We start from the raw sequence: 21,104 nt of genomic DNA, 5'->3' as shown, positions 1-21,104 counted from the left end.
GCGATAGGTGATCGGTGGCGTCATGGGACAAGATCGCAGCCTCGCTTCGCGAGACAGCTCCTACGGGACCGGGTTGGCTTGAAAATGGACCGTACCCGGGAGCGGGTTGGCTTGAACTCGGAACAGCCCCCCCTGTAGGAGCTGTCTCGCGGAGCGAGGCTGCGATCTTTTGATCTCCCCGCGATATAGTGCCGCCCGGGCCCGGTTATGGAGACTTCCCATTGCGCATCGTTTTTCTCATCTCGATCTGGCTATTTAGCTTCGGCGCCATCGCGGCACCCGGTGAAGTAGCAACGCTGGATCGCAGCACCTGGCCGGAAAAACTCGACAACCCGACCCTGTTCGATGTCGCCTCGCGGGCCGAAATCCTCATGTTCGCCCGGGTGCTGCTGGCCAGTGAAGCCCTGGACGAGGCGGCGCTGGCGCAACGCCTTGGCTTGCGCACCATCAACCTGGAGTCGGTCAATCGGGTTCGCCAGCGCCTGTGGCAACGCCTGCTGGCCAACTACAACTTCGCTCAGCAGAGTTGCGACCAGGACGCCTCCTTCTGTTTCCTGGTCGAGGACATGGCCACCTTGCGCGAGCAGGCCGGCAAGTTCCAGCTCAGCGAGGACAGCTACTACACCCGATGGTCCGAGCCGAGTCGCCTGTTCCACACCCAGTACCTGGATGAGCAACTGCGCAAGGCGGCGCTGTTCCCGCAAACCAGCAGCGAAGTCGATCGTTTTGGCGACTATGAACGCAATGGCGACGGCATGCATGATCGGCTGTTTCTAATGACCTTCGACAGCGCCGCCAATGCCACGCCGGACAATACCGACTGGATTGCCGAGTACCTGCGCAAGGCCAACCTCAGTGGCACCTTCTTCGTGCTCGGCAAGGACCTCCAGGCCCGTTTAAACGAGCGCTCGGTGGCTAGCCTGCAGTCGACCTGGTCAACCCAGTGCATCGGCGTGCAGGGCTGGGAATTTCGCTCCCACAGCCACTGGCAGGACTGGCAGGACTCGGTACGCCGCAGCGTCGAGCTGGCCAAAAGCAAGCTGCCGGAGAACTTCGTGCCGCTGTTTCGCCCGCCCGATGGCCAGCGCCGCGCCGACGCCGCCGCTTTCTTCAAGGCCCAGGGCTTGCAGGTCGCCCTGTGGGATATCGATGCCCAGGACGGTGCGGGCAAGCTCAAGGGCAGCCAGAGTGCGCAACGGGTGCTGACCCTGATGCTGCTATGGCGCCACGGGGTGATCAATTTCAATGTGAAGCAGGAGGGGGTGAAAACGGCGTTGCCCTGGCTGATCACACAAACGGCGCAAAGCGGGATCGGGTGGGAAGACTGTCAGGAGGGATTTCGCTGAAAACCGCCAAAGCCCGTAAACATTGGGTGAAAGGCGATTTTAGAGGTGATTTTGCTGCAGGTTGACTTCCGACTGTAAACGGGTGATGGCAGTCCGCCAAGTGTTATTGGTCATTCTGAAAAATAAACTTCAAAAAAGCGTCAAAGTACTTTTTTCTGTCATGGGTTTTGGAGTATTACGAAGACAGACCGCCGAAACCTGCAACACAGGTGGCGTCTCCCAAGACCCGCATGTATGCAGAACACTTGAGTCCCCGCAGGTGTATTCGGTAGTCACTTCGAGGCGCAGCACCGCCAAGGTATTGCGTCGACTGGCTCCCACAAAGGTGACCGAGTATGGATGATCACGGACGTAGCTCTTCTTCCAACCAGCCAATCCTTTATGTACTCGATACCAACGTATTGATTCACGATCCAAACGCGCTGCTTAACTTCGAAGAACACCACGTCGCGATCCCGATGACCGTGCTTGAGGAACTCGACAAGCTCAAGAGCGGGCATCACAGCGTTGCCGCCGAATGCCGCCAGGCCATCCGGCTGATCGACAAGACCCTGGGCGATGCCTCACCCGAGGACGTCGAGCAGGGTGTGCCGATCCAGCGGGGCAAGAGCGGACCCAAGGGCTTGCTGTCAATTCTGATGAGCAAGCACGCCGAGCCGAACCTGATTCTGCCCGAGCACCTGAACGACAACAAAATCATCAACCAATTGATCGACCTGCACGCGCGGGACCCACAGAAGCCCGTGGTGCTGGTCACCAAAGACATCAACATGCGTCTCAAGGCCCGCGCCTGCGGGATCGCGGCCGAGGACTACAGCACCGACCAACTGGTCGACGACGTATCGCTGCTGCCTAATGGCTACCACAACATGACCGGCTCCTTCTGGGACCGCGTGAGCAAGGTCGAAACCCGCCAGGACCACGGCCGCACCTGGCATCAGGTACAGCTGATCGACAATCTGCCCGCAGTGCATATCAACGAGTTCATCATCGACGAGCAGGGGTTCGTTGGCTGGATCAAGGAGATCGAGGAGGACAAGCTGCTGATCCTGGACCTGCACCAGGAACCGCTGCTGCACCAGGAAGCCTGGGGCCTCAAGCCGCGGGACATCTATCAGAGCCTGGCGCTGTATGCCTTGCTCGATCCGGACATCCACCTGGTCAACCTGTCCGGTGCCGCAGGCTCGGGTAAAACCATCCTCGCGCTGGCCGCGGCCATTGAACAGACGATGGTCAGCAAGCGCTACCGCCGCATCATCGCCACCCGCAGCGTGCAAGGCCTGGACCAGGAGATCGGTTTCCTGCCCGGCACCGAAGCGGAAAAAATGGAGCCTTGGCTGGGCGCCATCACCGACAACCTCGAAGCCTTGCACATGGATGACGAAAGCACCCATGGCAGCGTCGACTACATCCTCAGCAAAGTGCCGTTGCAGTTCAAATCCCTCAACTACATCCGGGGCCGCAGCTTCCAACAGAGCCTGATCCTGATCGACGAATGCCAGAACCTCACGCCGCACCAGATGAAAACCATCATCACCCGTGCCGGTGCCGGTTCAAAAGTAGTGTGCCTGGGCAACCTGGCACAGATCGACACCCCTTACCTGTCCGCGACCAGCTCCGGGCTGACCTATCTGACTGAACGCTTCAAGGACTTCCCGAACGGGGTGCACATCACCCTGCAAGGGGTGCCACGTTCGATCCTGGCCGAATACGCCGAATCGCATCTGTAACCTTCACCCAAAACCGGGCGGCCCCAAAGCCGCCCGGTTTTTTATGGCCGACAAAAACCTTGTAGGAGCTGGCTTGCCAGCGAAGGGGGCCTTGAAGCTTGCATTGAATTCAAGGCCCTCATCGCTGGCAAGCCAGCTCCTACAGGAATGCGGCCATCCGATAATCTGGCGTGCGGAAATCTGACCCACAGGTTTACAATCGAAACTCCTGATCAGGAGTAACCCCGTGCTGACTCATCTCGATTCCCAAGGCCGCGCCAACATGGTCGACGTCACCGAAAAAGACGTGACCTTCCGTGAAGCGACGGCCCAGGCGCTGGTGCGCATGCTGCCCGAAACCTTGCAAATGATCGTCAGTGGCGGTCACCCCAAGGGCGATGTGTTCGCCGTGGCCCGCATTGCCGGCATCCAGGCGGCGAAAAAGACCAGCGACCTGATTCCCCTGTGCCATCCGCTGATGCTGACCGGGGTCAAGGTCGAACTCAGTGCCGAAGGCGAGGACAGCGTGCGCATCGTGGCCCGCTGCAAGTTGTCCGGGCAGACCGGTGTCGAGATGGAGGCCCTGACCGCCGCCAGCGTCGCCGCCCTGACCATCTATGACATGTGCAAGGCCGTGGATCGCGGCATGACCATCGAAAGCGTGCGCCTGCTGGAGAAGGTCGGCGGCAAGAGCGGGCATTTCCAGGCGGAGCAGCCATGAACGTCACCGTGAAATTTTTTGCCCGTTACCGCGAAGCGCTGGGCGTCGATGCGGTAAAGGTCGAGGGCGACTTCGCCACCGTCGACGACGTGCGCGCATTGCTGGCCCAGCGCGACGGCGCCGAAGTCTTGAGCGAGCAGAACCTGATGTGCGCGCGCAACGAAGACCTGTGCCAGCTCGACGAACCGGTCAGCGATGGCGATGAAGTGGCGTTTTTCCCCACCGTGACCGGGGGCTGAGCCATGGCCATTCGCGTGCAATCGACCGCGTTCGACCCTGGTGCTGAAGTCAACGCCATGCACGATGCCAATGTCGGCGTCGGCGCGGTGGTGAGTTTCGTCGGCTACGTTCGCGACTTCAATGACGGCCTGGATGTCGCCGGGATGTTCCTCGAACACTATCCGGGCATGACCGAAAAAGCCCTCGGCAAGATCGCCACCGAGGCCGAGCAGCGCTGGCCCTTGCTCAAGCTGGAAGTGCTGCATCGCATCGGGGCCCTGGAGCCCGGCGAGCCCATCGTCTTCGTCGGCGCCGCCAGCGCCCACCGCCAGGCGGCCTTCGACGCCTGCGCCTTTGTCATGGACTACCTGAAAACCCGCGCCCCGTTCTGGAAAAAGGAAAACACCAGCGATGGGCCGCGTTGGGTCGAGGGGCGTGACAGCGATCATGCGGCGGCGGATCGCTGGAAGCGGTAATTCCTGCGGCGTTCTTTAGTCAGTCTTCGCGAGCAAGCCCGCTCCCACAGTGATCTTCTGTGAACACAAACTCTGTGTACGACACAGACCCCTGTGGGAGCGGGCTTGCTCGCGAAGAGGCCATCCGCTTCACCCAAGAACCGCTTGATTGACCACCCGACCATCGGCCGGCACGCCACCCATTTACCCGATTGACGCCAAATACATAAAAGTCCAGTATGGAATTCCAAGTATAAAAACAGCTTCAAGCTCCGAGCTTCAAGCTTGGAACTGCTCTTCTTCGTCTTGCCAAACCAACAACAACCCGCGAGAGAACGAACATGAAGAAACTCCCCCTCATCACCGGTCTGGCCCTGAGCCTGTTGGCGTGCAGCACCCTGTTTGCCGCCGAGAAAACCCTGCGCATCGGTATCGAAGCGGCCTACCCACCATTCGCCTCCAAGACCGACAAAGGCGAGATCGCGGGCTTCGACTACGACATCGGCAATGCCCTGTGCGCGCAGATGAAGGTCAAGTGCGTGTGGGTCGAGGGTGAGTTCGACGGCCTGATTCCTTCCCTTAAGGTGAAGAAGATCGACATGGCCCTGTCGTCCATGACCATCAACGAAGACCGCAAGAAGTCGGTGGATTTCACCCACAAGTACTACTTCACCTCGTCGCGCCTGGTCATGAAGGAAGGCGCGGTCGTCGATGACCAATACGCCAGCCTCAAGGGCAAGACCGTGGGCGTGCAACGGGCGACCACCACCGACCGCTACGCGACCGAAGTCTTCGAACCCATGGGCGTCAACGTCAAGCGCTACAGCAACAACGAAGAGATCTACATGGACCTGGCGGCGGGCCGCCTCGATGCCATCTTCGCCGACACCATTCCCCTCAACGACTTCCTGTCGATGCCCCGTGGCAAGGGTTACGCCTTTGTCGGCCCAGAGCTCAAGGACCCGAAATACGTGGGCGAGGGCGCCGGGATCGCGGTTCGCAAGGGCAACACCGAGCTGGTCTCGGAGCTGAACACCGCGATCGACGGCATCCGCGCCAGTGGCGAGTACCAGAAGATCTCTCAGCACTACTTCAAGTCTGATATCTACGGCGAGTGATCAATTGTTCTCGGGGCTTTCTCGCGAAGGCCCCACTGCATTGCAGCCTCTCGATGGCTGCAGATTGAGCGCCAGCACGCTCGCCAGCACGATGACCATCCCACTGATGACCATGATCGACGGGCGCTCAGCCAGAACCACCGAGGCCATCAGCATGGCCGCGGGCGGTATCAGGTAAAGCGAAATGGAAGCGCGACTCACGTTACTGTGAGTCAGTACGTAGGCCCAGGCGAGGTACGCAAGGGCACTGGGGAAAATACCCAGGATAAGCACCGCCAGGTTGGCCGACGCCGAGGCGTTCTGCACTTCGCTCCACAAGCCCGGTGTATACACCAGTAATAATGTCGTGCCCGACCAGATGGTGTAACACACCATCGTCAGCCCGTCGTAGCGATGGGAATGGCGTTTTTGCAGGGCGAAATAGAGGCTCCAGGACAAGGCCGCCAGCAGGATCAGCAGCCCGTGCGCATCCAGTTCTCCAAAGCCACGATCACCGGTCACCACGACCCCCGCACCGAGCAAGCCGCACAGCACACAGATCCACTGCCAGCCATTGACCCGGTCCTTGAACACGAAATGCGCCAGTATCGTGCTGAACAGCGGCGTGGATTGCGCAAGCACACTGGCCGCGCCGGCGCTGACGCCTCGTTGGCCGAAGTTGAGGGCGATGTGGTGCAGGCTGACAGCAAAAAATCCCAGCAAAACCAACAGTGGCAGATCTTTCAGGCGCGGTAGGGAAATACGCGCCACCAAAGCGACCCCAGCCATGAACGTCGAGGCGATGAGAAAGCGGATCAGCGCCAGATGACCCGGCTCGTAAGCCCCTAACCCGATGCGGATGCCAATGGGGGAGTAGGCCCAGCAGAGGATCACGAAAACCGTCGCCAGGGCGATTTTTACGCCAGGCCTTTCGGCGAGGCGGCGTTGAACAAAATCCATAAGGCGATCCTCTGTGTCCGGCGGAAAAAGGCGTAGTGCAATGCCGACACTCGAATTATCAAAACCCTATGAATTCACTACAAGTGACTTAAACTGACTTAAGCATTCACTTTGGCTGAGCTATGGAACTGTCCCAACTGCGCATGTTCAACACGGTTCATCACCTGGGCAGCATCGCGCGCGCGGCCGAGGCGCTGCACTGTGTGCCGTCCAATATCACCGCGCGCCTCAAGTCCCTGGAGCGTGAACTCGGTACGCCGCTGTTTTCCCGCGACGGCCGTGGATTGCGGATCACCCCCGCCGGGGAGGTGTTTCTTGATTACACGACGAAAATCCTCGGCCTGGCCGAAGAGGCGCGCAGGGCGTTGGCACCCGGCAGTGCGCCGAGCGGTCCTCTGCGCATTGGTGCCATCGAATCCAGTGCCACGGGGCGATTGCCCAGGTTACTGGCCAAGTACCACGAGCTTTATCCACAGGTGATGCTGGAGTTGAGCACCGGAACCTGGGCTCAATTACTCGACGACACCCAGCATCGTCGGCTGGATGGGGCGTTCGTGGCGGTCAACGTTGATCGCCCGGGACTGCAGCGGGAAGTGATGTACCGCGAAGACCTGATTCTCATCGCATCCGCCTCCCATGGGCCTTTGCGCAAGGCGGCGGACCTGCAGGGCAAGGCGATTTTCATGTGGCCCCCGGGTTGCCCGTACCGCTTCGCGCTGGAACAGTGGCTGTTGCGCCATGACCAGGTGCAGCCGATTGTCAGCATCGCCAGCTATGGCACCATCGTTGGCTGTGTCAGCGCTGGTGCCGGCGTCGCGCTGGTGCCCCGGGGAATCTACGAGCAGTATGGTCTTAGCGCAGGTTGCCAGGGCTATGAGTTCCCGGAACTGACGAGCATCGACAACCTCTTTTACTGGCACGAAAGCGCGGGCCGGCACCCGGCTCGCGAGGCCTTTGTGAAGTTGTTGCAGGCCGAGTTCGAGGGGCCGGGGTCGTCAGGGTTAATCCCGTCTTAACCGGCCTGTCGTCTATTTCCCCACAATCCGCCAGTGCGCTCCAGCCCTCTCAAAGGTCAAGGCCAGCGTGTAAACTGGCGGGCAATCGATAGTCAAAAGGGAAACACGATGAGCGAGGAAACGATGCGTCTGGGCCGTGAACGGCGCTACCTGGTGCTGTTGGGCATCATCTGCCTGGCGCTGATCGGCGGTGCGCTGTACATGCAGGTGGTGTTGGGCGAGGCGCCGTGCCCGTTGTGCATCCTGCAGCGTTATGCACTGTTGTTGATCGCGCTCTTCGCGTTCATCGGTGCGGCCATGCGCACCCGCCGCAGCATCACGGTGCTGGAGACCCTGGTGGTGATTTGTGCCCTGGCCGGCGTCGGGGTGGCGGGGCATCACGTCTATACGCAGTTCTATCCGGCCGTCAGTTGTGGCATCGATGTGCTGCAACCGATAGTCGATGGCTTGCCGCTGGCGAAGATCTTCCCGCTGGGCTTCCAGGTCGACGGTTTCTGCTCCACGCCGTACCCGCCGATCCTGGGCTTGTCCCTGGCGCAGTGGGCGCTGGTGGCCTTCGTGCTGGTGGTGGTACTGGTGCCGTTGCTGACGCTGCGCAATCGCAAGTCGCTGCGCTGATAGACCCGAAACGCCCCGGTCCTCGATGAGAGGGCCGGGGCGTTTTTGCATTTCCGGGGCCAGGTGAAAAGACCGTGACGAGCGGCAACGAGGGGTGCGACAAGTGTGCGACATGTTGTCACATCGCGAGTGCCGCAGCGCGCTTTGGTGTGTCGGATTGGTGCGGTGTCTTGCAAAGAAATTGACGTGTTTGAACGTCGCCAGATTTTAGCCAGGTCAAAAAGGAACAGACAGTTTTAACAGGTTGTGGCGATTTGCCAGAGCCCTTGTCATACCGGGGCTAGGGCTGGGTTTGGCACCGTGTTCGAGCCTCTAAGGCTGTCTGAATCGAGGGTGGTAGCCCTACTATTTTTGGTGTTTTTGTTGAGAATCAATTTCGATAAGATGCGCCACTTTTACACAATTGAGTCAGGATTGTTGCGGTCAGGGATAAAAATTATTTCGGGATAAGACATGGTTTATAAAACGCTACATATCTACAATCGCCCGCACTGAATTCCCGGCACTGCTCACCCAGGCTCTGGTGCATGAGTGGCACGAGGGTGTCGAGAGGCCTTTTGGCCTCATGTGACGCCCAGGTGTCGGTGCCTCCAACTATCCGCACCAAATGGAATTGGGCTGTAACAAGGCCTTTGACCACGAATTCGAATAAGAACTCACCGCTGGCCCAGGATTTGTCGAAACGCCTCTGACGCTCGACGGGCAAGCCCTTATTCAATCCAAGAAAAATGCCAACCCTTGGCAGGGTGAAGTGTTGGCGATCAAAACCCAACTGCATTGCGCAAGCTGCTTTAGAGGTCGTGAGATGAGTAAAAACAGGTACCCCAGACTACTAGGCTTATTGCCGCTGCTCGGCACGTTGTTGCTGGGAGGCTGCAACATGACCTTGCTCAATCCCACGGGCCAGGTTGGCCTGGAACAGCGAAACCTGATCATCACCGCCACGCTGCTGATGCTGTTGGTCGTGGTGCCGGTCATCGTGATGACCTTCCTGTTCGCCTGGAAATACCGCGCGTCCAACACCAAGGCGACCTACACGCCTAAATGGAACCACTCCACCAAGATCGAGATCGCGGTGTGGACTGTTCCGGTGTTGATCATCATTGCCCTGGGTTACATCACCTACAAGTCGACCCACGAGCTGGACCCGTACCGTCCGATCGAATCCGACGTGAAGCCTGTGACCATCGAAGTGGTCGCGCTGGACTGGAAGTGGCTGTTCATCTACCCGGAACAAGGCATTGCCACGGTCAACAAGATCGTGTTCCCGGCGCACACGCCAATCAACTTCAAGATCACCTCCGACGCCGTGATGAACTCGTTCTTCATCCCGGGCCTGGGCGGCCAGATCTACGCGATGGCGGGCATGCAGACCAGAATGCACCTGATCGCCGACCGCAACGCTGAAATGGACGGCATCTCTGCCAACTACAGCGGTGCCGGTTTCACCGGTATGAAATTCAAAGCGATCGCAACTTCCCAGGAAGATTTCGACGCCTGGGTAAGTGAAGTCAAAAAGGCACCTAAACAGCTTGAACAAGCTGAATACGCAGCCCTTTCCAAGCAGAGCCAGAACAACCCAGTCGAGCTCTACTCCTCGGTGACGCCGAACCTGTTCCAGATCATCGTCGACAAGTACGAAGGCATGAAACCTGGTCCTAAGGTCAAGCACGAGAAGAAAGAGAAAGAAGTGGCCGCTACGGACATGAACTCGCATTCAGCTGCCGGGGCAGAGGAGTAAACGATGTTTGGTAAATTAAGTTGGGAAGCGGTGCCGTTCCACGAGCCGATCGTGATGGTGACCATCGCCATGATCGCGCTCGGTGGTCTGGCACTGTTCGCGGGTATCACTTATTTCAAGAAGTGGACCTATCTGTGGACCGAGTGGCTGACTTCGGTCGACCACAAGAAAATCGGCGTGATGTACATCATCGTCGCCATGGTCATGCTGCTGCGCGGCTTTGCCGACGCCATCATGATGCGTACCCAGCTGGCCATGGCCACCGAGGGTTCGCCTGGCTACCTGCCACCTGAACACTATGACCAGATCTTCACCGCCCACGGTGTGATCATGATCATCTTCATGGCGATGCCATTCTTCACCGGCCTGATGAACCTTGCAGTGCCGCTGCAGATCGGCGCGCGTGACGTTGCCTTCCCGTTCCTGAACTCCCTGAGCTTCTGGCTGCTGGTTTCCGGCGTGGTGCTGATCAACCTGTCCCTGGGCGTCGGCGAATTCGCCAAGACCGGTTGGGTTGCCTATCCGCCGCTGTCGGGCCTGCAGTACAGCCCTGGCGTGGGGATGGACTACTACATCTGGGCGCTACAGCTATCCGGGTTAGGTACGACGCTGACGGGGGTTAACTTCCTCGCCACCGTGCTGAAAATGCGTACCCCTGGCATGAAGCTGATGGACATGCCGATCTTCACCTGGACCTGCACCTGGGCCAACGTGCTGATCGTGGCTTCGTTCCCGATCCTGACCGCTACCCTGGCACTGCTGACCCTCGACCGTTACATGGATTTCCACATTTTCACCAATGAACTTGGTGGCAATCCAATGATGTACGTCAACCTGTTCTGGGCCTGGGGCCACCCTGAGGTTTACATCCTGATCCTGCCGGCATTCGGCATCTTCTCGGAAGTGATCTCGGCGTTCACCGGCAAGAAACTGTTCGGCCACCACTCGATGATCTACGCCTCGGGCGCGATCTCGGTACTGGGCTTCATGGTTTGGCTGCACCACTTCTTCACCATGGGTTCGGGTGCCAGCGTCAATGCCTTCTTCGGTCTGGCGACGATGCTGATTTCCATCCCGACGGGTGTGAAACTGTTCAACTGGCTGTTCACCATCTACCAGGGTCGTCTGCGTTTCACCAGCCAGGTGCTGTGGACCCTGGGCTTCATGGTGACCTTCGCCATCGGCGGCATGACCGGCGTACTGCTGGCCATCCCGGGTGCTGACTTCGTCCTGCACAACAGCCTGTTCGTGATCGCGCACTTCCATAACGTGATCATCGGCGGCGCGGTATTCGGCTACATCGCAGGTTTCGCGTTCTACTTCCCGAAAGCGTTCGGCTTCAAGCTGCACGAAGGCTGGGGTAAAGCAGCGTTCTGGTTCTGGATCTCGGGCTTCTTCGTCGCGTTCATGCCGCTCTATGCACTGGGCTTCATGGGCATGACCCGTCGTCTGAACGCCACCACCAACCCTGAGTGGGTGCCGTACCTGTACGTCGCCATGTTCGGTGCGGTGATGATCGCCTTCGGTATCGCCTGCCAACTGATCCAGCTGTACGTCAGTGTGCGTGACCGCAACAAGCCAGAGAACATGTGCGAACACGGTGACCCGTGGAATGCCCACACTCTGGAATGGTCGACCTCGTCGCCACCTCCGTTCTACAACTTTGCCGTGCTGCCCAAGGCTGACTGCATCGACCCGTTCACCGAAGCCAAGGAAAACGGCACCGCGTACAAGGCTCCGGCCAGGTACGAGCCGATCCACATGCCAAACAACACCGCTACCGGTGTGGTCATGGGCGCTCTGCTGACCGTGTTCGGTTTCGCGATGATCTGGCACATCTGGTGGCTGGCAATCGCGAGCCTGGTAGGCACTGTCGCCTACTTCGTGATCCACGCTGCACGTGACGACCAGGGCTATATGGTCCCGGTTGAAACGATCGAGCGCATCGAAGCCGAGCAGCACAAGCGTCTGGTAGCGGCAGGGAAAATCCCGGCCACCGCCACCCGTGTTGAAACCTCGTTGGAACAGGCTTAAACCATGTCGAACTTAGTGACCAATGTTGGACACGCCCATGGTGACCATGGGCACGATGACCACCACCACGACTCGGGCGAGATGACCGTATACGGTTTCTGGCTCTACCTGATGACCGACTGCATTCTGTTTGCGTCGATCTTCGCGGTATACGCGGTACTGGTTAACAACGTAGCGGGTGGCCCGTCGGGCCACGACATCTTCGAACTGCCATACGTACTGGGCGAAACAGCTCTGCTGCTGTTCAGTTCGATCACCTACGGCTTCGCCATGCTGGCGTTGTACAAGGGCAACAAGAAGGCGGTGCTGACCTGGCTGGGCATGACCTTCCTGTTGGGCGCAGGCTTTATCGCGATGGAGATCAACGAGTTCCACATCTTGATCTCCGAAGGCTACGGCCCTAGCCGTTCAGGCTTCCTGTCCGCGTTCTTTACCCTGGTCGGTACTCACGGTCTGCACGTGTCCGCCGGTTTGATCTGGATGGCGATCATGATGTATCAGGTGCAGAAAAAGGGCCTGACGTCGACCAACAAGACTCGCCTGAGTTGCCTGAGCCTGTTCTGGCACTTCCTGGACGTGGTCTGGATCTGCGTCTTCACCGTTGTCTACCTGATGGGGACCCTGTAATGGCTAATGCACACTCCCATGACAGCCATGATGCTGGCCACGGCAGCGTAAAGTCGTACGCCATCGGCTTCATCCTGTCGGTGATCCTGACCGTCATCCCGTTCGGTCTGGTGATGTACCCGAGCCTGCCGAAGGCCACCACGCTGGCAATCGTTCTGCTGTTCGCAGTGATCCAGGTGATCGTTCACCTGTATTACTTCCTGCACCTGGACCGTTCCATCGCTCAGCGTAACAACGTGATCGCTTTCGTCTTTACGGCCATCGTGATCGTGCTGCTGGTTGGCCTGTCGCTGTGGATCATGTTCAGCATCCACACGTACATGATGGCGAAGTGAGGTAGACCCGATGTCGCTCAAGCACTTTATCCAAATCACCAAACCGGGGATCATTTTCGGTAACGTGCTTTCTGTGGCAGGCGGGTTCTTCCTGGCCTCGAAAGGGCATGTCGATCTGGCCGTGTTTCTGGCAGCCATGATCGGCACTTCTCTGGTCGTCGCCTCCGGTTGCGTGTTCAACAACTGCATCGACCGCGACATCGACATCAAGATGGAACGCACCAAGAACCGGGTGCTGGTCCAGGGCCTCATCTCCCTGAAACTGGCCCTGATCTATGCGACCGTCCTGGGTGTTCTCGGCGTTGCGTTGTTGTACAAGGTGGCCAACCCGTTGGCCGCTTTGTTCGCCGTGATCGGCTTCGTGATCTACGTCGGCTTCTACAGCCTGTACCTCAAGCGCAAGTCGGTTCACGGCACGCTGGTGGGCAGTCTGTCGGGCGCCATGCCGCCGGTGATCGGCTATGTCGCAGTCAGCAACACCTTCGACATGGCCGCACTGACCCTGCTGGTGATGTTCAGCCTGTGGCAGATGCCGCATTCCTACGCCATCGCGATCTTCCGCTTCAACGATTACCTGGCCGCATCGATTCCGGTGCTGCCAGTGAAGCGCGGCATCCAGGTGGCCAAGAAGCACATCCTGCTCTACATCCTGGCCTTCCTCGTGGCGACCTTGATGCTGACCTTCAGCGGCTACGCCGGCATGAGCTACCTCGCCGTCGCCGCGGCCATGGGCATGTACTGGTTGTACATGGCCTGGACCGGCTACAAGGCAGTGGATGACACGGTCTGGGCACGCAAGCTGTTCGTGTTCTCGATCTTCACCATTACCGCGTTGAGCGTGATGATGTCCCTGGACTTCAAAGTGCCGACCGAGCTGCTGCTGACGTACGCGCCTTAAGATTCAGAGCTGCACCGAAAAGCCCCGCCTTCGAGAGAAGAGCGGGGCTTTTTGTTGGATCTGGGAATAGGGATTCGAAAAGACGGTTCGTCAGGAAGATGATCCGCTGCTTGCCTGACTATAGGCAACTTGCCTATAGTTTGCGCATGCGAACCGTATTCTTCGAAACCACATCCTTCACAGCGACCGTTGGAAACTATCTGACGGACGATGAGTATCGAGCGCTGCAAACCCATATGCAGCTCGATCCGCAAGCGGGGGACGTGATGCCTCGAACAGGCGGTTTCCGGAAACTGCGTTGGGCGGATGGGCGTCGAGGTAAAGGCAAGCGAGGTGGCTTGCGGGTTATCTATTATTGGCTTATGAATGATGGTCAGTTCTGGATGTTTGCAATTTATGACAAAGATGAGCTTGAGAATTTGACTGCCGAGCAAGAGAAGGCGCTCAAGAAAGCCATAGAAGCAGAGTTGAAAAAACGAGGTACCCCATGAAAAAACGCGACCTGTTTGCAGAGTTGATGCAGGGCGTTGATGAGATGGCGGCTCAACGCGAAGGCAAGATTACGTTGCGCAATACGACGGTGGAGGATATTCCGGCCCCCGAGGTAGGGGCGCAAGAAATCGTTGCGTTACGGGAAAAGTTACACATGTCCCAAGCCGTTTTTGCCAAGCGAATTCGAACCAGCCCCAGTACTTTGAGAAACTGGGAACAGGAAAAGTCGAAGCCTAATGCACAGGCAGCCTTGTTGATCAGATTGGTGGAGAAATTCCCGGATATGGTTGATCGACTGGCAGTGGTTTGATAGAGCTTAGCGAACACTTGAAAAGCCCCGAGTTTCGAAAGAAACCCGGGGCTTTTTCATTCACGCGCGGTTGTTACACGGTGCTTCGAGCACCTTCACCACGTCGTCGATGATTGCCTTGCTCATGTCCTGCAGGAAATGCGAGGCCCAGGCATGTCGGTCGGAGTCGCGAACCATGGCGGCGTCTGAGGCGATCAGTTTGGCGAGGTGGAGCAGGTCGCAGTCGTGGGAGAGGGCAGAGATGACCGGACACCAGGGTTGATGCGCAACAGTGGTTCATTGGCGTGGTAGCAGAAGGGGGTGAGGCCGATGGTTTTCAGGTCTTGGGGAATTCGAGTTATCAGGCCCGGTCGCTGAATTGGCAGCGACCGGTCGAAGTTAGCGTGTGGATATCGGAATGCACAATCGTGGCCTTGTGCTGGCCGGGATGGGATTGAGCGCCGCAGGACCCTTGTGGGAGCGGGCTTGCTCGCGAAAGCGGTGTTTCAGGCGACATTGATGCTGGATATAACGCCCTCTTCGCGAGCAAGCCCGCTCCCACAGGATTGAAGACAGTCAGTTATTTGTGTGGTTTATCCAGCAAGCGGAAGAACCGTTCGCGCACCTGCACATGATCACTGTGCGCCACGTTGAACCGCAGAAACTGGTTGCCATCCGCGGCCTTGCTGAGCATGGTCCCCGGCGCCAGCACCAGGTCGATTTCCAGGCCCTTGCGTGCCAGGGTTTCGGCATCGTATCCATCCGGCAATCGCGTCCAGATGTATAACCCTTCACCGGGCAGTGAGGATACTGAACACCCGGCTTCACCTAGCCACGCCGCCACCCGGCTGTTCGACTCATAAAGCCGGTCCACGGTGCGGCGCATGTGCTTGGAGTAACTGCCGTCGCTGAGCATGGTGCAGATGATCTGTTCGGCCATTTCCGAGGTCATGCCGCCGCAGGCCATTTTCAGGGTGACCATCCGCGCCGCCAGTTGCGGTGACAGCACCGCGAAGCTGACGCGGCTGTTGGCGGTCAGGGTCTTGGAGAAGCCCGAGACATAGGACACGTTGTCCAGCCCGCTCGCAGCCAGGCGCGGCGTTCGGCGTTGCTGCATGTCGCAGTACAGGTCGTCCTCGAGGATGTGGAAATGGTAGCGATGGCTCAGTTCCACCAGGCGGTAGACCTGCGCCGAGGTGAACGAGTGGCCGGTCGGGTTGTGCAGGGCGTTGTTGGTCATGTAGAGCACAGGACGGTGGGCGATCAGCAGTTGCTCGAACGCTTCCAGGTCCATGCCGTCGCAATCACGGCGGATGGTGATGACCTTGGCGCCGTGCCAGGCCAGGTTGGTGTGCATCGTGAAGTAGCACGGGTCGTCGAGCAGCACCGTGTCGCCGGGTTTGACCAGCAGGCGCATCAGCATGTCGATGGCTTGTACGGTGTTGGCGGTGGTGATGATCTGCTCCACCGGCGCTTCGATGCCCAGGGTCGCCATCTTCACCCGCAAGGCCTGGCGCAGTGGCAGGTAACCGCTGGCATTACCGTATTCACCCATGCGCAGCGTGGTGGCGCGAAGGGTGCCGCGCACGGCTTTGAGCAATTCCTCGGCCGGCAACCAGGAGGACGGCAGGAAACCGGCCCCCGGGCGCAGCGCGCCATTGTCCAGCAGCACCGCGCGACGCACTACGCTGAGGGTGTCCTGGGGCAGCAGGTCGGGGCCGGCGCTGGCCTGGAGGGTAGTGCTGGAACGGTGCACGTAATGCCCCGAGCCCTGGCGTGACACCACCAGGCCCTTGGCGCGCAAGCGGTCGAGGGCGTCGACCACCGTGGACTTGCCCACATGCATCAGGTCGGAGAGTTCGCGGATCGGTGGCAGCCTGGAGCCGTGGGGCAGGCCGCCCTTGGTGATTGCCACCGACAACTGATCGACGATCTGCTGCACCAGCGGCACACCCGGCTGGAACTCGATAGCGGCGATCACTGCGCGCTGAGCCTGCATTTTACTGGTCTCTCTGGCAGTAAAGTTCGTTTGATTCTATACGAACTTGCTCTGACCAAGACAAGCATCTCTTTCTACCATCGCCTTACAGAGTTTCTGGAGGGTCGACCTATGCCGGTTGATCGATGCCAGGTTCGTGAGGTATTGCATGAGTGTCGAAACAACGGTCGTCGCGGCCAAGCCGGTCATCAACCTGCGCTTGTTCACCATCCGGATCATCACCGCCGTGTCGCTGTTTGCGGTGCTGGGCAAGGCCAACGTCTGGCTCGATACCGCCACCAACAGCATCCTGGCCCTGGGGTATCGGGCCTTGTTGCTGCTGTTGCCGTTGACCCTGCTGGTACTCGGCCGCCGCTCCTTGAGCGTTACGCTGCTGTGCGCCGCCATGGGGCTGGTACTGCTGGCGATCACAAGCAACCAAGGCGTGGTTATGTTTGCCGCGGCGTTGTTCGCCGACGGCATTGCGATTGCTGGCTACCTGATCAAGAGCGAAGCGGCGCAGACCAAGGAGGGCGCCGCCTACAACCGTGTCGCCATGAACATGGGCAGCCTGCTGGCAGGGCTGATCCTGCTGTCGCCGCTGCTGACCCCGACCCTGTTCTTCCTGGGCGCCGCCGGTTTCGTCCTGTTGTGCCTGCCGATCGCCATGGGCGCGACCTTCACCTGTGACCCCGTGGTGGCCCGTCCCGCCAGCCAGGACGGCAGCGGCTGGCGCAACAAACTGCCGTGGGTCATCGCCGGCGTCATCATGGGCATCAAGCTGTTCGGCGTGTTCTCGATCCTGCCCCAGGCGATCCTGCTCAAGACCGGCGAGCTGCCGGCCTGGTATGGGCTGATGCTGATCCTCAACAGCGCCGTGGTGGTCTTCGCGCAAGTGCCGGTCATGAAGCTGATCGAGAGCACCGGGCGCTTCAAGGTGCTGACGGTGATCGGCATCATTGTCGGCGGTTTTGCCGTGCTGTCCTCGCCTGCCGCGTTCCACGTCGACACCCTGGTCGGCGCGCTGATCTGGGTGGCGCTGCTGTCCATCGCCGAATGCGCCTTCAGCCACCTCGATTATTTCTCGGTCAAGCAGAACAACATGTTCGTCAAGGAAGTGTCCCTGGGCGTCGGCGCCGGGTTGACCGTGTTGATCATGCGGGTCGCGCCACCGCCCTATAACGCGTTGGTGCTGGCTGCCATCGGCGCTGGCGGGATCCTGGTCTGGTACTGGCTCAACCGGCAATCCATCGCGTCGTTGCACGACTGAGTCATCGCTGTTTCGGTTTTCACTTTGCAAGTCGGGGGCTTTATGAATACGACTTCATGCGTAGTAGTGGTGGGGTACAACGGCAGTCGGGTTCACGATATCCAGAAGCTGCGCGATCTGTGCAAGTCGCTGTACAACGCCAGGCTGATCCTGCTGGTCGAGCAGATCCAGCCCTATGACGATCAGGTGGCGGACCATGTCTGCAGCACTTCGCTGGCCGAGCAGGACGTAGCGGCCTCCCTCGAGCTGGTGGTGGGGTGCCTGAACGCCGATCGCTGGAAGCTGATCGGCGTGCTGCCGTTTTCCGACCGTGGCGTGCTGCTCGGTGCGGCGCTGGCCAGTCATTTCGGCTTGCCCGGTATTTCTCCCGCCGAGGCCCGAGCGGGGTTGGACAAACAGATTTTCCGCCAGCTCGAAGCTTGCGCCAGCACGGCTCCCGAAGATTACCGGCCGGTGGCTTCCAGCCGTATCGAGAGCCTGCCGGACCTGCGTCAGCGCGTGATCGAGCTGGGCGGCAAGGCGTTCATCAAGCCCGCCTGCGAAGGTGCCAGCCGAGGCTGCCGGGTCATCCGACACCCGTCCGAATGCGACGACGCGTGGCAGGCACTCAAGCCTTATCGCGAGGGGGGCATCGTACTCGAAGAGCTGATCCAGAACGCCCGGGAATACAGCTGGGATTATGTCGCCGGAAGTACCTGGATCACCGAAAAAACCACCACCGAAGGCGCCTACCGCGCCGAGATCCAGCAAGTGGTGCCCGCTCCCTTGGCGCCTGAGGTACAGGCTCGACTGAAGGCTGCCGGCCAGCACATGGCGGGGTTGGTTTCCCAGGACAACGGTGCCTGGCACAACGAGGTGTTCTACCGGGCCAACCATCGCACCTCGGCCGTTGAAACCAACATGCGCCCCGGGGGCATGCACATCTGGGACCTGGCACGTCAGGCATTCGTCGATTTCGACCCGTGGGAGCGCTGGGTGCGCTGGGCCGTGGAAGGCCAGGTCGATAACCGGGAGCCGGTGCCGCGCGGCTACTGCGGCATACGCCTGCTGCGGGCGAGCACGGGCGGCATCCTGCGCGATGTACCGGACATCCAGGCCCTGGCCCGCTCGCTGGACATCGACCTGGTGGAGGCGGTGGTAACCAAGCGCATTGGCGATGCGGTCAGCGCGCTGGTGAAAGACAACTTCTCGTTCATCGGCCACATCGTGTTGTTCAACGAAGACTACACACAGCTCAGCAATGACCTGCTGCGCCTGGCCGAGGCCGTTGAGTCGAGCATCGGGATCAACAGCCTGGCGCCACCTGCACGGATGCTGTGTTGAGCATCAGGGATCAATGTTTTTTGCAGTACTGATCAAGAGGTTTGTTAAATGATTGAGCACATGACCTGTGATGAGCGCTTCATCGCGCTGGCGAAGGAATTCGACTACGACATCTACGGCGAAAACAGCGTGGGCGGGCATTACGCTCCGCTGATTCGTCACCACGACGAGTTGCATATCAGCGGCATGGTGCCGCGGGTGAACGGCAAGATCCAATACCCCGGCCGGGTCGGCCTGGACCTCGACATGGCGGATGCGCAAGCGGCCGCCAGCCTCTGCGCGATGCGCGGGTTGGCGTTGATTGTCGATGCCATCGGTTCGCTGGACAAGATCAAGTCGCTGATCAGGGTCTCGGTGTATGTGAAATCCACGGCGGATTTTGTAGACCTCAGCGAAGTGGCCAACGGCGCCTCGGATGTTTTCAGTCATGTACTGGGCGATGCTGGCAAACATACTCGCACGACCGTCGGCGTTTATCAGTTGCCAAAAAACGCGGCAGTGGAAGTGGACATGATCGTGGCGTTGCGACCTTCTGCGTTATAAGTCTGAGTTGTTCGGCTTTACAGCGATTAAATGTTCGCCTAAGGTCGGATAACTCAAGTCGGCAGAATAAGTTGGAACCCGAACATGAACAGCGTTCAAGGTGCGTTCTTTTCATATAAGGACTTTCGCCAAAGTCTGGTTCAACAACCGCTAAAACCACGGGTGTGGAAGGATGTTGAACTAACGGATATGCGCAAAAGCCTTGAGGCGAGCGATGTCGATATTGTCGCGCTGGCCCACGACGGCAGCCTCGACGGCTGCTCGCTGACCCCCGGAATGGCCGTGTCCATGCAATGGTTGATACCGGGCGCGGAGCTCATCGGCCATGTTCATGCCTGGTGGCACCTGTTCATCATCCAGAGCGGCAACGGCACCTTGACCCTGGGCGATGCCGAGGCCGTGGGCGTAGGCAGTGGAGACGTGCTGCTGGTGCCGGCCTGGACCCGCCACGGCTTCGTCAACACCAGCGCCACCGAGCCGCTGGCCATGCTCAACATCAGCAACATGCCCCAGGCGCTGCTGCTCGCCAACTACAACGACAACGTTGGCCTGATCCCCCGCTCGCTGTAATTTCCCCTCCGTTGCCCACCAGGGAGTCCGCATTCGCCGACTCCCTTTTTCATTTCTGCTGTACCCGCGTTGCCCCGTGGCAATTTGCCATCTGTATCGATGCAAACGGACAATTTCTGTATCTATTCAGCGCCCGGTCAACTTACTACGATCGCCTGGAATGCAACGGATTTATGTGTTTAGTTCAAGGGAGCGTTCTATGGAAAGCAACAAGCTTAAACTCTATGTGGGTGCGGATTTTGTCAGTGCTTTTGCCATGTCGGCGTTTGTGGCGCTCAAGGAAAAGCAACTTTCATTTGAGTTTGTTACCCTGGATTTAAAAGCGCGCGAGAACTATCAGGATAAATATCGTGATATTTCCCTGACCTGCAAGATTCCCACCTTAGTTCACGCAGGTTTTGCGCTGTCGGAGTCTTCCGCCATCGCCGAGTATCTGGAGGAACTCGCCCCGGGACATACCAGACTCTTCCCGCAAGACATCCAGCAGCGCGCCCGGGCCCGCCAACTTCAGGCCTGGCTGCGCAGCGATTTGCTGGTGGTTCGCAAGGAGCGTCCCTTCGACCTGGTGTACTTCGGCAAGCAACTCGCACCGCTCTCCGACGACGCCAGGGCCGCGGTCGAGCGCCTGTTTTTCGTCGCCGACCGCTTGCTGGAGGAGGGCGCCCAACACCTCTTTGGCGACTGGAGCATTGCCGACACGGACCTGGCGATCATGCTCAACCGGCTGGTCGCCCATGGCGATCAAGTCCCGGCGCGGCTCGCGGCCTATGTGCGCCGCCAGTGGGATCGCGACAGCGTTCGGGCCTGGATGGACATCGAGCGCAAAGCGCCGGCCATCGCACCCGCTGTTGTTTGAGGCGACT

Annotated in this window: 22 protein-coding genes and 1 pseudogene; 20 read left to right on the top strand and 3 right to left on the bottom strand. The window is 59.3% G+C overall.

Annotation, left to right across the window (positions count from 1 at the left end; all coding sequences use genetic code 11):
- Nucleotides 1-221 precede the first annotated feature (221 nt).
- The 6 genes from NPS56_RS06310 to NPS56_RS06285 all read left to right on the top strand — a co-directional run bounded on the left by NPS56_RS06310 (nucleotide 222) and on the right by NPS56_RS06285 (nucleotide 5,568).
- Nucleotides 222-1,346 carry a polysaccharide deacetylase family protein gene (locus NPS56_RS06310; protein WP_274073920.1) on the top strand — a complete coding sequence of 375 codons (1,125 nt, stop codon included), beginning with the start codon at nucleotides 222-224 and terminating at the stop codon, nucleotides 1,344-1,346.
- Nucleotides 1,347-1,681: 335 nt separating this feature from the next.
- The gene (locus NPS56_RS06305) at nucleotides 1,682-3,076 is read left to right on the top strand and encodes a PhoH family protein (protein WP_046820461.1); all 1,395 of its coding nucleotides are present in this window, start codon (nucleotides 1,682-1,684) and stop codon (nucleotides 3,074-3,076) included.
- 226 nt (nucleotides 3,077-3,302) lie between these two features.
- A complete protein-coding gene (gene moaC, locus NPS56_RS06300; protein WP_274073919.1) occupies nucleotides 3,303-3,776 on the top strand; it encodes a cyclic pyranopterin monophosphate synthase MoaC in 474 nt (157 codons plus the stop codon).
- Entirely contained in the window at nucleotides 3,773-4,015 is a 243-nt protein-coding gene (gene moaD, locus NPS56_RS06295; protein WP_046820459.1) for a molybdopterin converting factor subunit 1, read from the top strand. The genes moaC and moaD overlap by 4 nt, the downstream gene beginning before the upstream one ends.
- 3 nt (nucleotides 4,016-4,018) lie before the next feature.
- Entirely contained in the window at nucleotides 4,019-4,471 is a 453-nt protein-coding gene (gene moaE, locus NPS56_RS06290; RefSeq protein WP_274073918.1) for a molybdopterin synthase catalytic subunit MoaE, read from the top strand.
- Nucleotides 4,472-4,791: 320 nt separating this feature from the next.
- A complete protein-coding gene (locus tag NPS56_RS06285) occupies nucleotides 4,792-5,568 on the top strand; it encodes an ABC transporter substrate-binding protein (RefSeq protein ID WP_274073917.1) in 777 nt (258 codons plus the stop codon).
- On the opposite strand, the gene NPS56_RS06280 is transcribed toward NPS56_RS06285, so the two are convergent.
- The gene (locus tag NPS56_RS06280; protein ID WP_274073916.1) at nucleotides 5,569-6,507 is read right to left on the bottom strand and encodes a DMT family transporter; all 939 of its coding nucleotides are present in this window, start codon (nucleotides 6,505-6,507) and stop codon (nucleotides 5,569-5,571) included.
- 122 nt (nucleotides 6,508-6,629) lie between these two features.
- On the opposite strand from NPS56_RS06280, the gene NPS56_RS06275 reads away from it, so the two are divergent.
- The 9 genes from NPS56_RS06275 to NPS56_RS06235 all read left to right on the top strand — a co-directional run bounded on the left by NPS56_RS06275 (nucleotide 6,630) and on the right by NPS56_RS06235 (nucleotide 14,578).
- Complete coding sequence (locus NPS56_RS06275) at nucleotides 6,630-7,523, top strand: LysR family transcriptional regulator (protein WP_274073915.1); 894 nt, start codon at nucleotides 6,630-6,632, stop codon at nucleotides 7,521-7,523.
- A gap of 108 nt (nucleotides 7,524-7,631) precedes the next feature.
- Complete coding sequence (locus NPS56_RS06270; protein WP_274073914.1) at nucleotides 7,632-8,141, top strand: disulfide bond formation protein B; 510 nt, start codon at nucleotides 7,632-7,634, stop codon at nucleotides 8,139-8,141.
- An 805-nt stretch (nucleotides 8,142-8,946) separates the two neighbouring features.
- Nucleotides 8,947-9,882 carry a ubiquinol oxidase subunit II gene (gene cyoA / locus NPS56_RS06265; protein ID WP_046820452.1) on the top strand — a complete coding sequence of 312 codons (936 nt, stop codon included), beginning with the start codon at nucleotides 8,947-8,949 and terminating at the stop codon, nucleotides 9,880-9,882.
- A gap of 3 nt (nucleotides 9,883-9,885) precedes the next feature.
- Nucleotides 9,886-11,916: a cytochrome o ubiquinol oxidase subunit I gene (cyoB, locus tag NPS56_RS06260; RefSeq protein ID WP_274073913.1), complete on the top strand. Its 2,031-nt coding sequence runs from the start codon at nucleotides 9,886-9,888 to the stop codon at nucleotides 11,914-11,916.
- Nucleotides 11,917-11,919: 3 nt separating this feature from the next.
- Nucleotides 11,920-12,543 (top strand): cytochrome o ubiquinol oxidase subunit III, encoded by a 624-nt coding sequence (locus NPS56_RS06255; protein WP_033038499.1) that lies wholly within the window; start codon nucleotides 11,920-11,922, stop codon nucleotides 12,541-12,543.
- Nucleotides 12,543-12,878: a cytochrome o ubiquinol oxidase subunit IV gene (cyoD, locus tag NPS56_RS06250; RefSeq protein ID WP_007916940.1), complete on the top strand. Its 336-nt coding sequence runs from the start codon at nucleotides 12,543-12,545 to the stop codon at nucleotides 12,876-12,878. Before NPS56_RS06255 ends, cyoD begins: the two co-directional genes overlap by 1 nt.
- A gap of 10 nt (nucleotides 12,879-12,888) precedes the next feature.
- Complete coding sequence (cyoE, locus tag NPS56_RS06245) at nucleotides 12,889-13,776, top strand: heme o synthase (protein WP_274073912.1); 888 nt, start codon at nucleotides 12,889-12,891, stop codon at nucleotides 13,774-13,776.
- Nucleotides 13,777-13,922: 146 nt separating this feature from the next.
- Nucleotides 13,923-14,267, top strand: a complete 345-nt coding sequence (locus NPS56_RS06240) for a toxin (RefSeq protein ID WP_274073911.1) — start codon at nucleotides 13,923-13,925, stop codon at nucleotides 14,265-14,267.
- A complete protein-coding gene (locus tag NPS56_RS06235; RefSeq protein WP_008060552.1) occupies nucleotides 14,264-14,578 on the top strand; it encodes a helix-turn-helix domain-containing protein in 315 nt (104 codons plus the stop codon). Before NPS56_RS06240 ends, NPS56_RS06235 begins: the two co-directional genes overlap by 4 nt.
- A gap of 60 nt (nucleotides 14,579-14,638) precedes the next feature.
- On the opposite strand, the pseudogene NPS56_RS06230 reads toward NPS56_RS06235, so the two are convergent.
- Nucleotides 14,639-14,910 (bottom strand): annotated as a pseudogene (locus tag NPS56_RS06230) (DUF3077 domain-containing protein).
- Nucleotides 14,911-15,137: 227 nt separating this feature from the next.
- A complete protein-coding gene (locus NPS56_RS06225; RefSeq protein WP_274073910.1) occupies nucleotides 15,138-16,556 on the bottom strand; it encodes a PLP-dependent aminotransferase family protein in 1,419 nt (472 codons plus the stop codon).
- Between the two features lie 148 nt (nucleotides 16,557-16,704).
- Here NPS56_RS06225 and NPS56_RS06220 point away from each other — a divergent pair, with 148 nt between their 5' ends.
- From NPS56_RS06220 to yfcF, 5 genes are all read left to right on the top strand, one after another.
- On the top strand, nucleotides 16,705-17,805 hold the full coding sequence (locus tag NPS56_RS06220) for a hypothetical protein (protein ID WP_274073909.1): 1,101 nt from the start codon (nucleotides 16,705-16,707) through the stop codon (nucleotides 17,803-17,805).
- Between the two features lie 42 nt (nucleotides 17,806-17,847).
- The gene (locus tag NPS56_RS06215) at nucleotides 17,848-19,128 is read left to right on the top strand and encodes an ATP-grasp domain-containing protein (RefSeq protein WP_274073908.1); all 1,281 of its coding nucleotides are present in this window, start codon (nucleotides 17,848-17,850) and stop codon (nucleotides 19,126-19,128) included.
- A 48-nt stretch (nucleotides 19,129-19,176) separates the two neighbouring features.
- Complete coding sequence (locus NPS56_RS06210; protein ID WP_274073907.1) at nucleotides 19,177-19,671, top strand: RidA family protein; 495 nt, start codon at nucleotides 19,177-19,179, stop codon at nucleotides 19,669-19,671.
- A gap of 84 nt (nucleotides 19,672-19,755) precedes the next feature.
- Nucleotides 19,756-20,241, top strand: a complete 486-nt coding sequence (locus NPS56_RS06205; RefSeq protein WP_274073906.1) for a cupin domain-containing protein — start codon at nucleotides 19,756-19,758, stop codon at nucleotides 20,239-20,241.
- Between the two features lie 199 nt (nucleotides 20,242-20,440).
- A complete protein-coding gene (gene yfcF, locus NPS56_RS06200; protein WP_274073905.1) occupies nucleotides 20,441-21,097 on the top strand; it encodes a glutathione transferase in 657 nt (218 codons plus the stop codon).
- Nucleotides 21,098-21,104: the final 7 nt, after the last annotated feature.

The sequence above is a fragment of the Pseudomonas putida genome, assembly GCF_028682635.1.
GTDB lineage: Bacteria > Pseudomonadota > Gammaproteobacteria > Pseudomonadales > Pseudomonadaceae > Aquipseudomonas > Aquipseudomonas putida_AE.
This window is presented reverse-complemented; position numbering and strand designations above follow the sequence as displayed.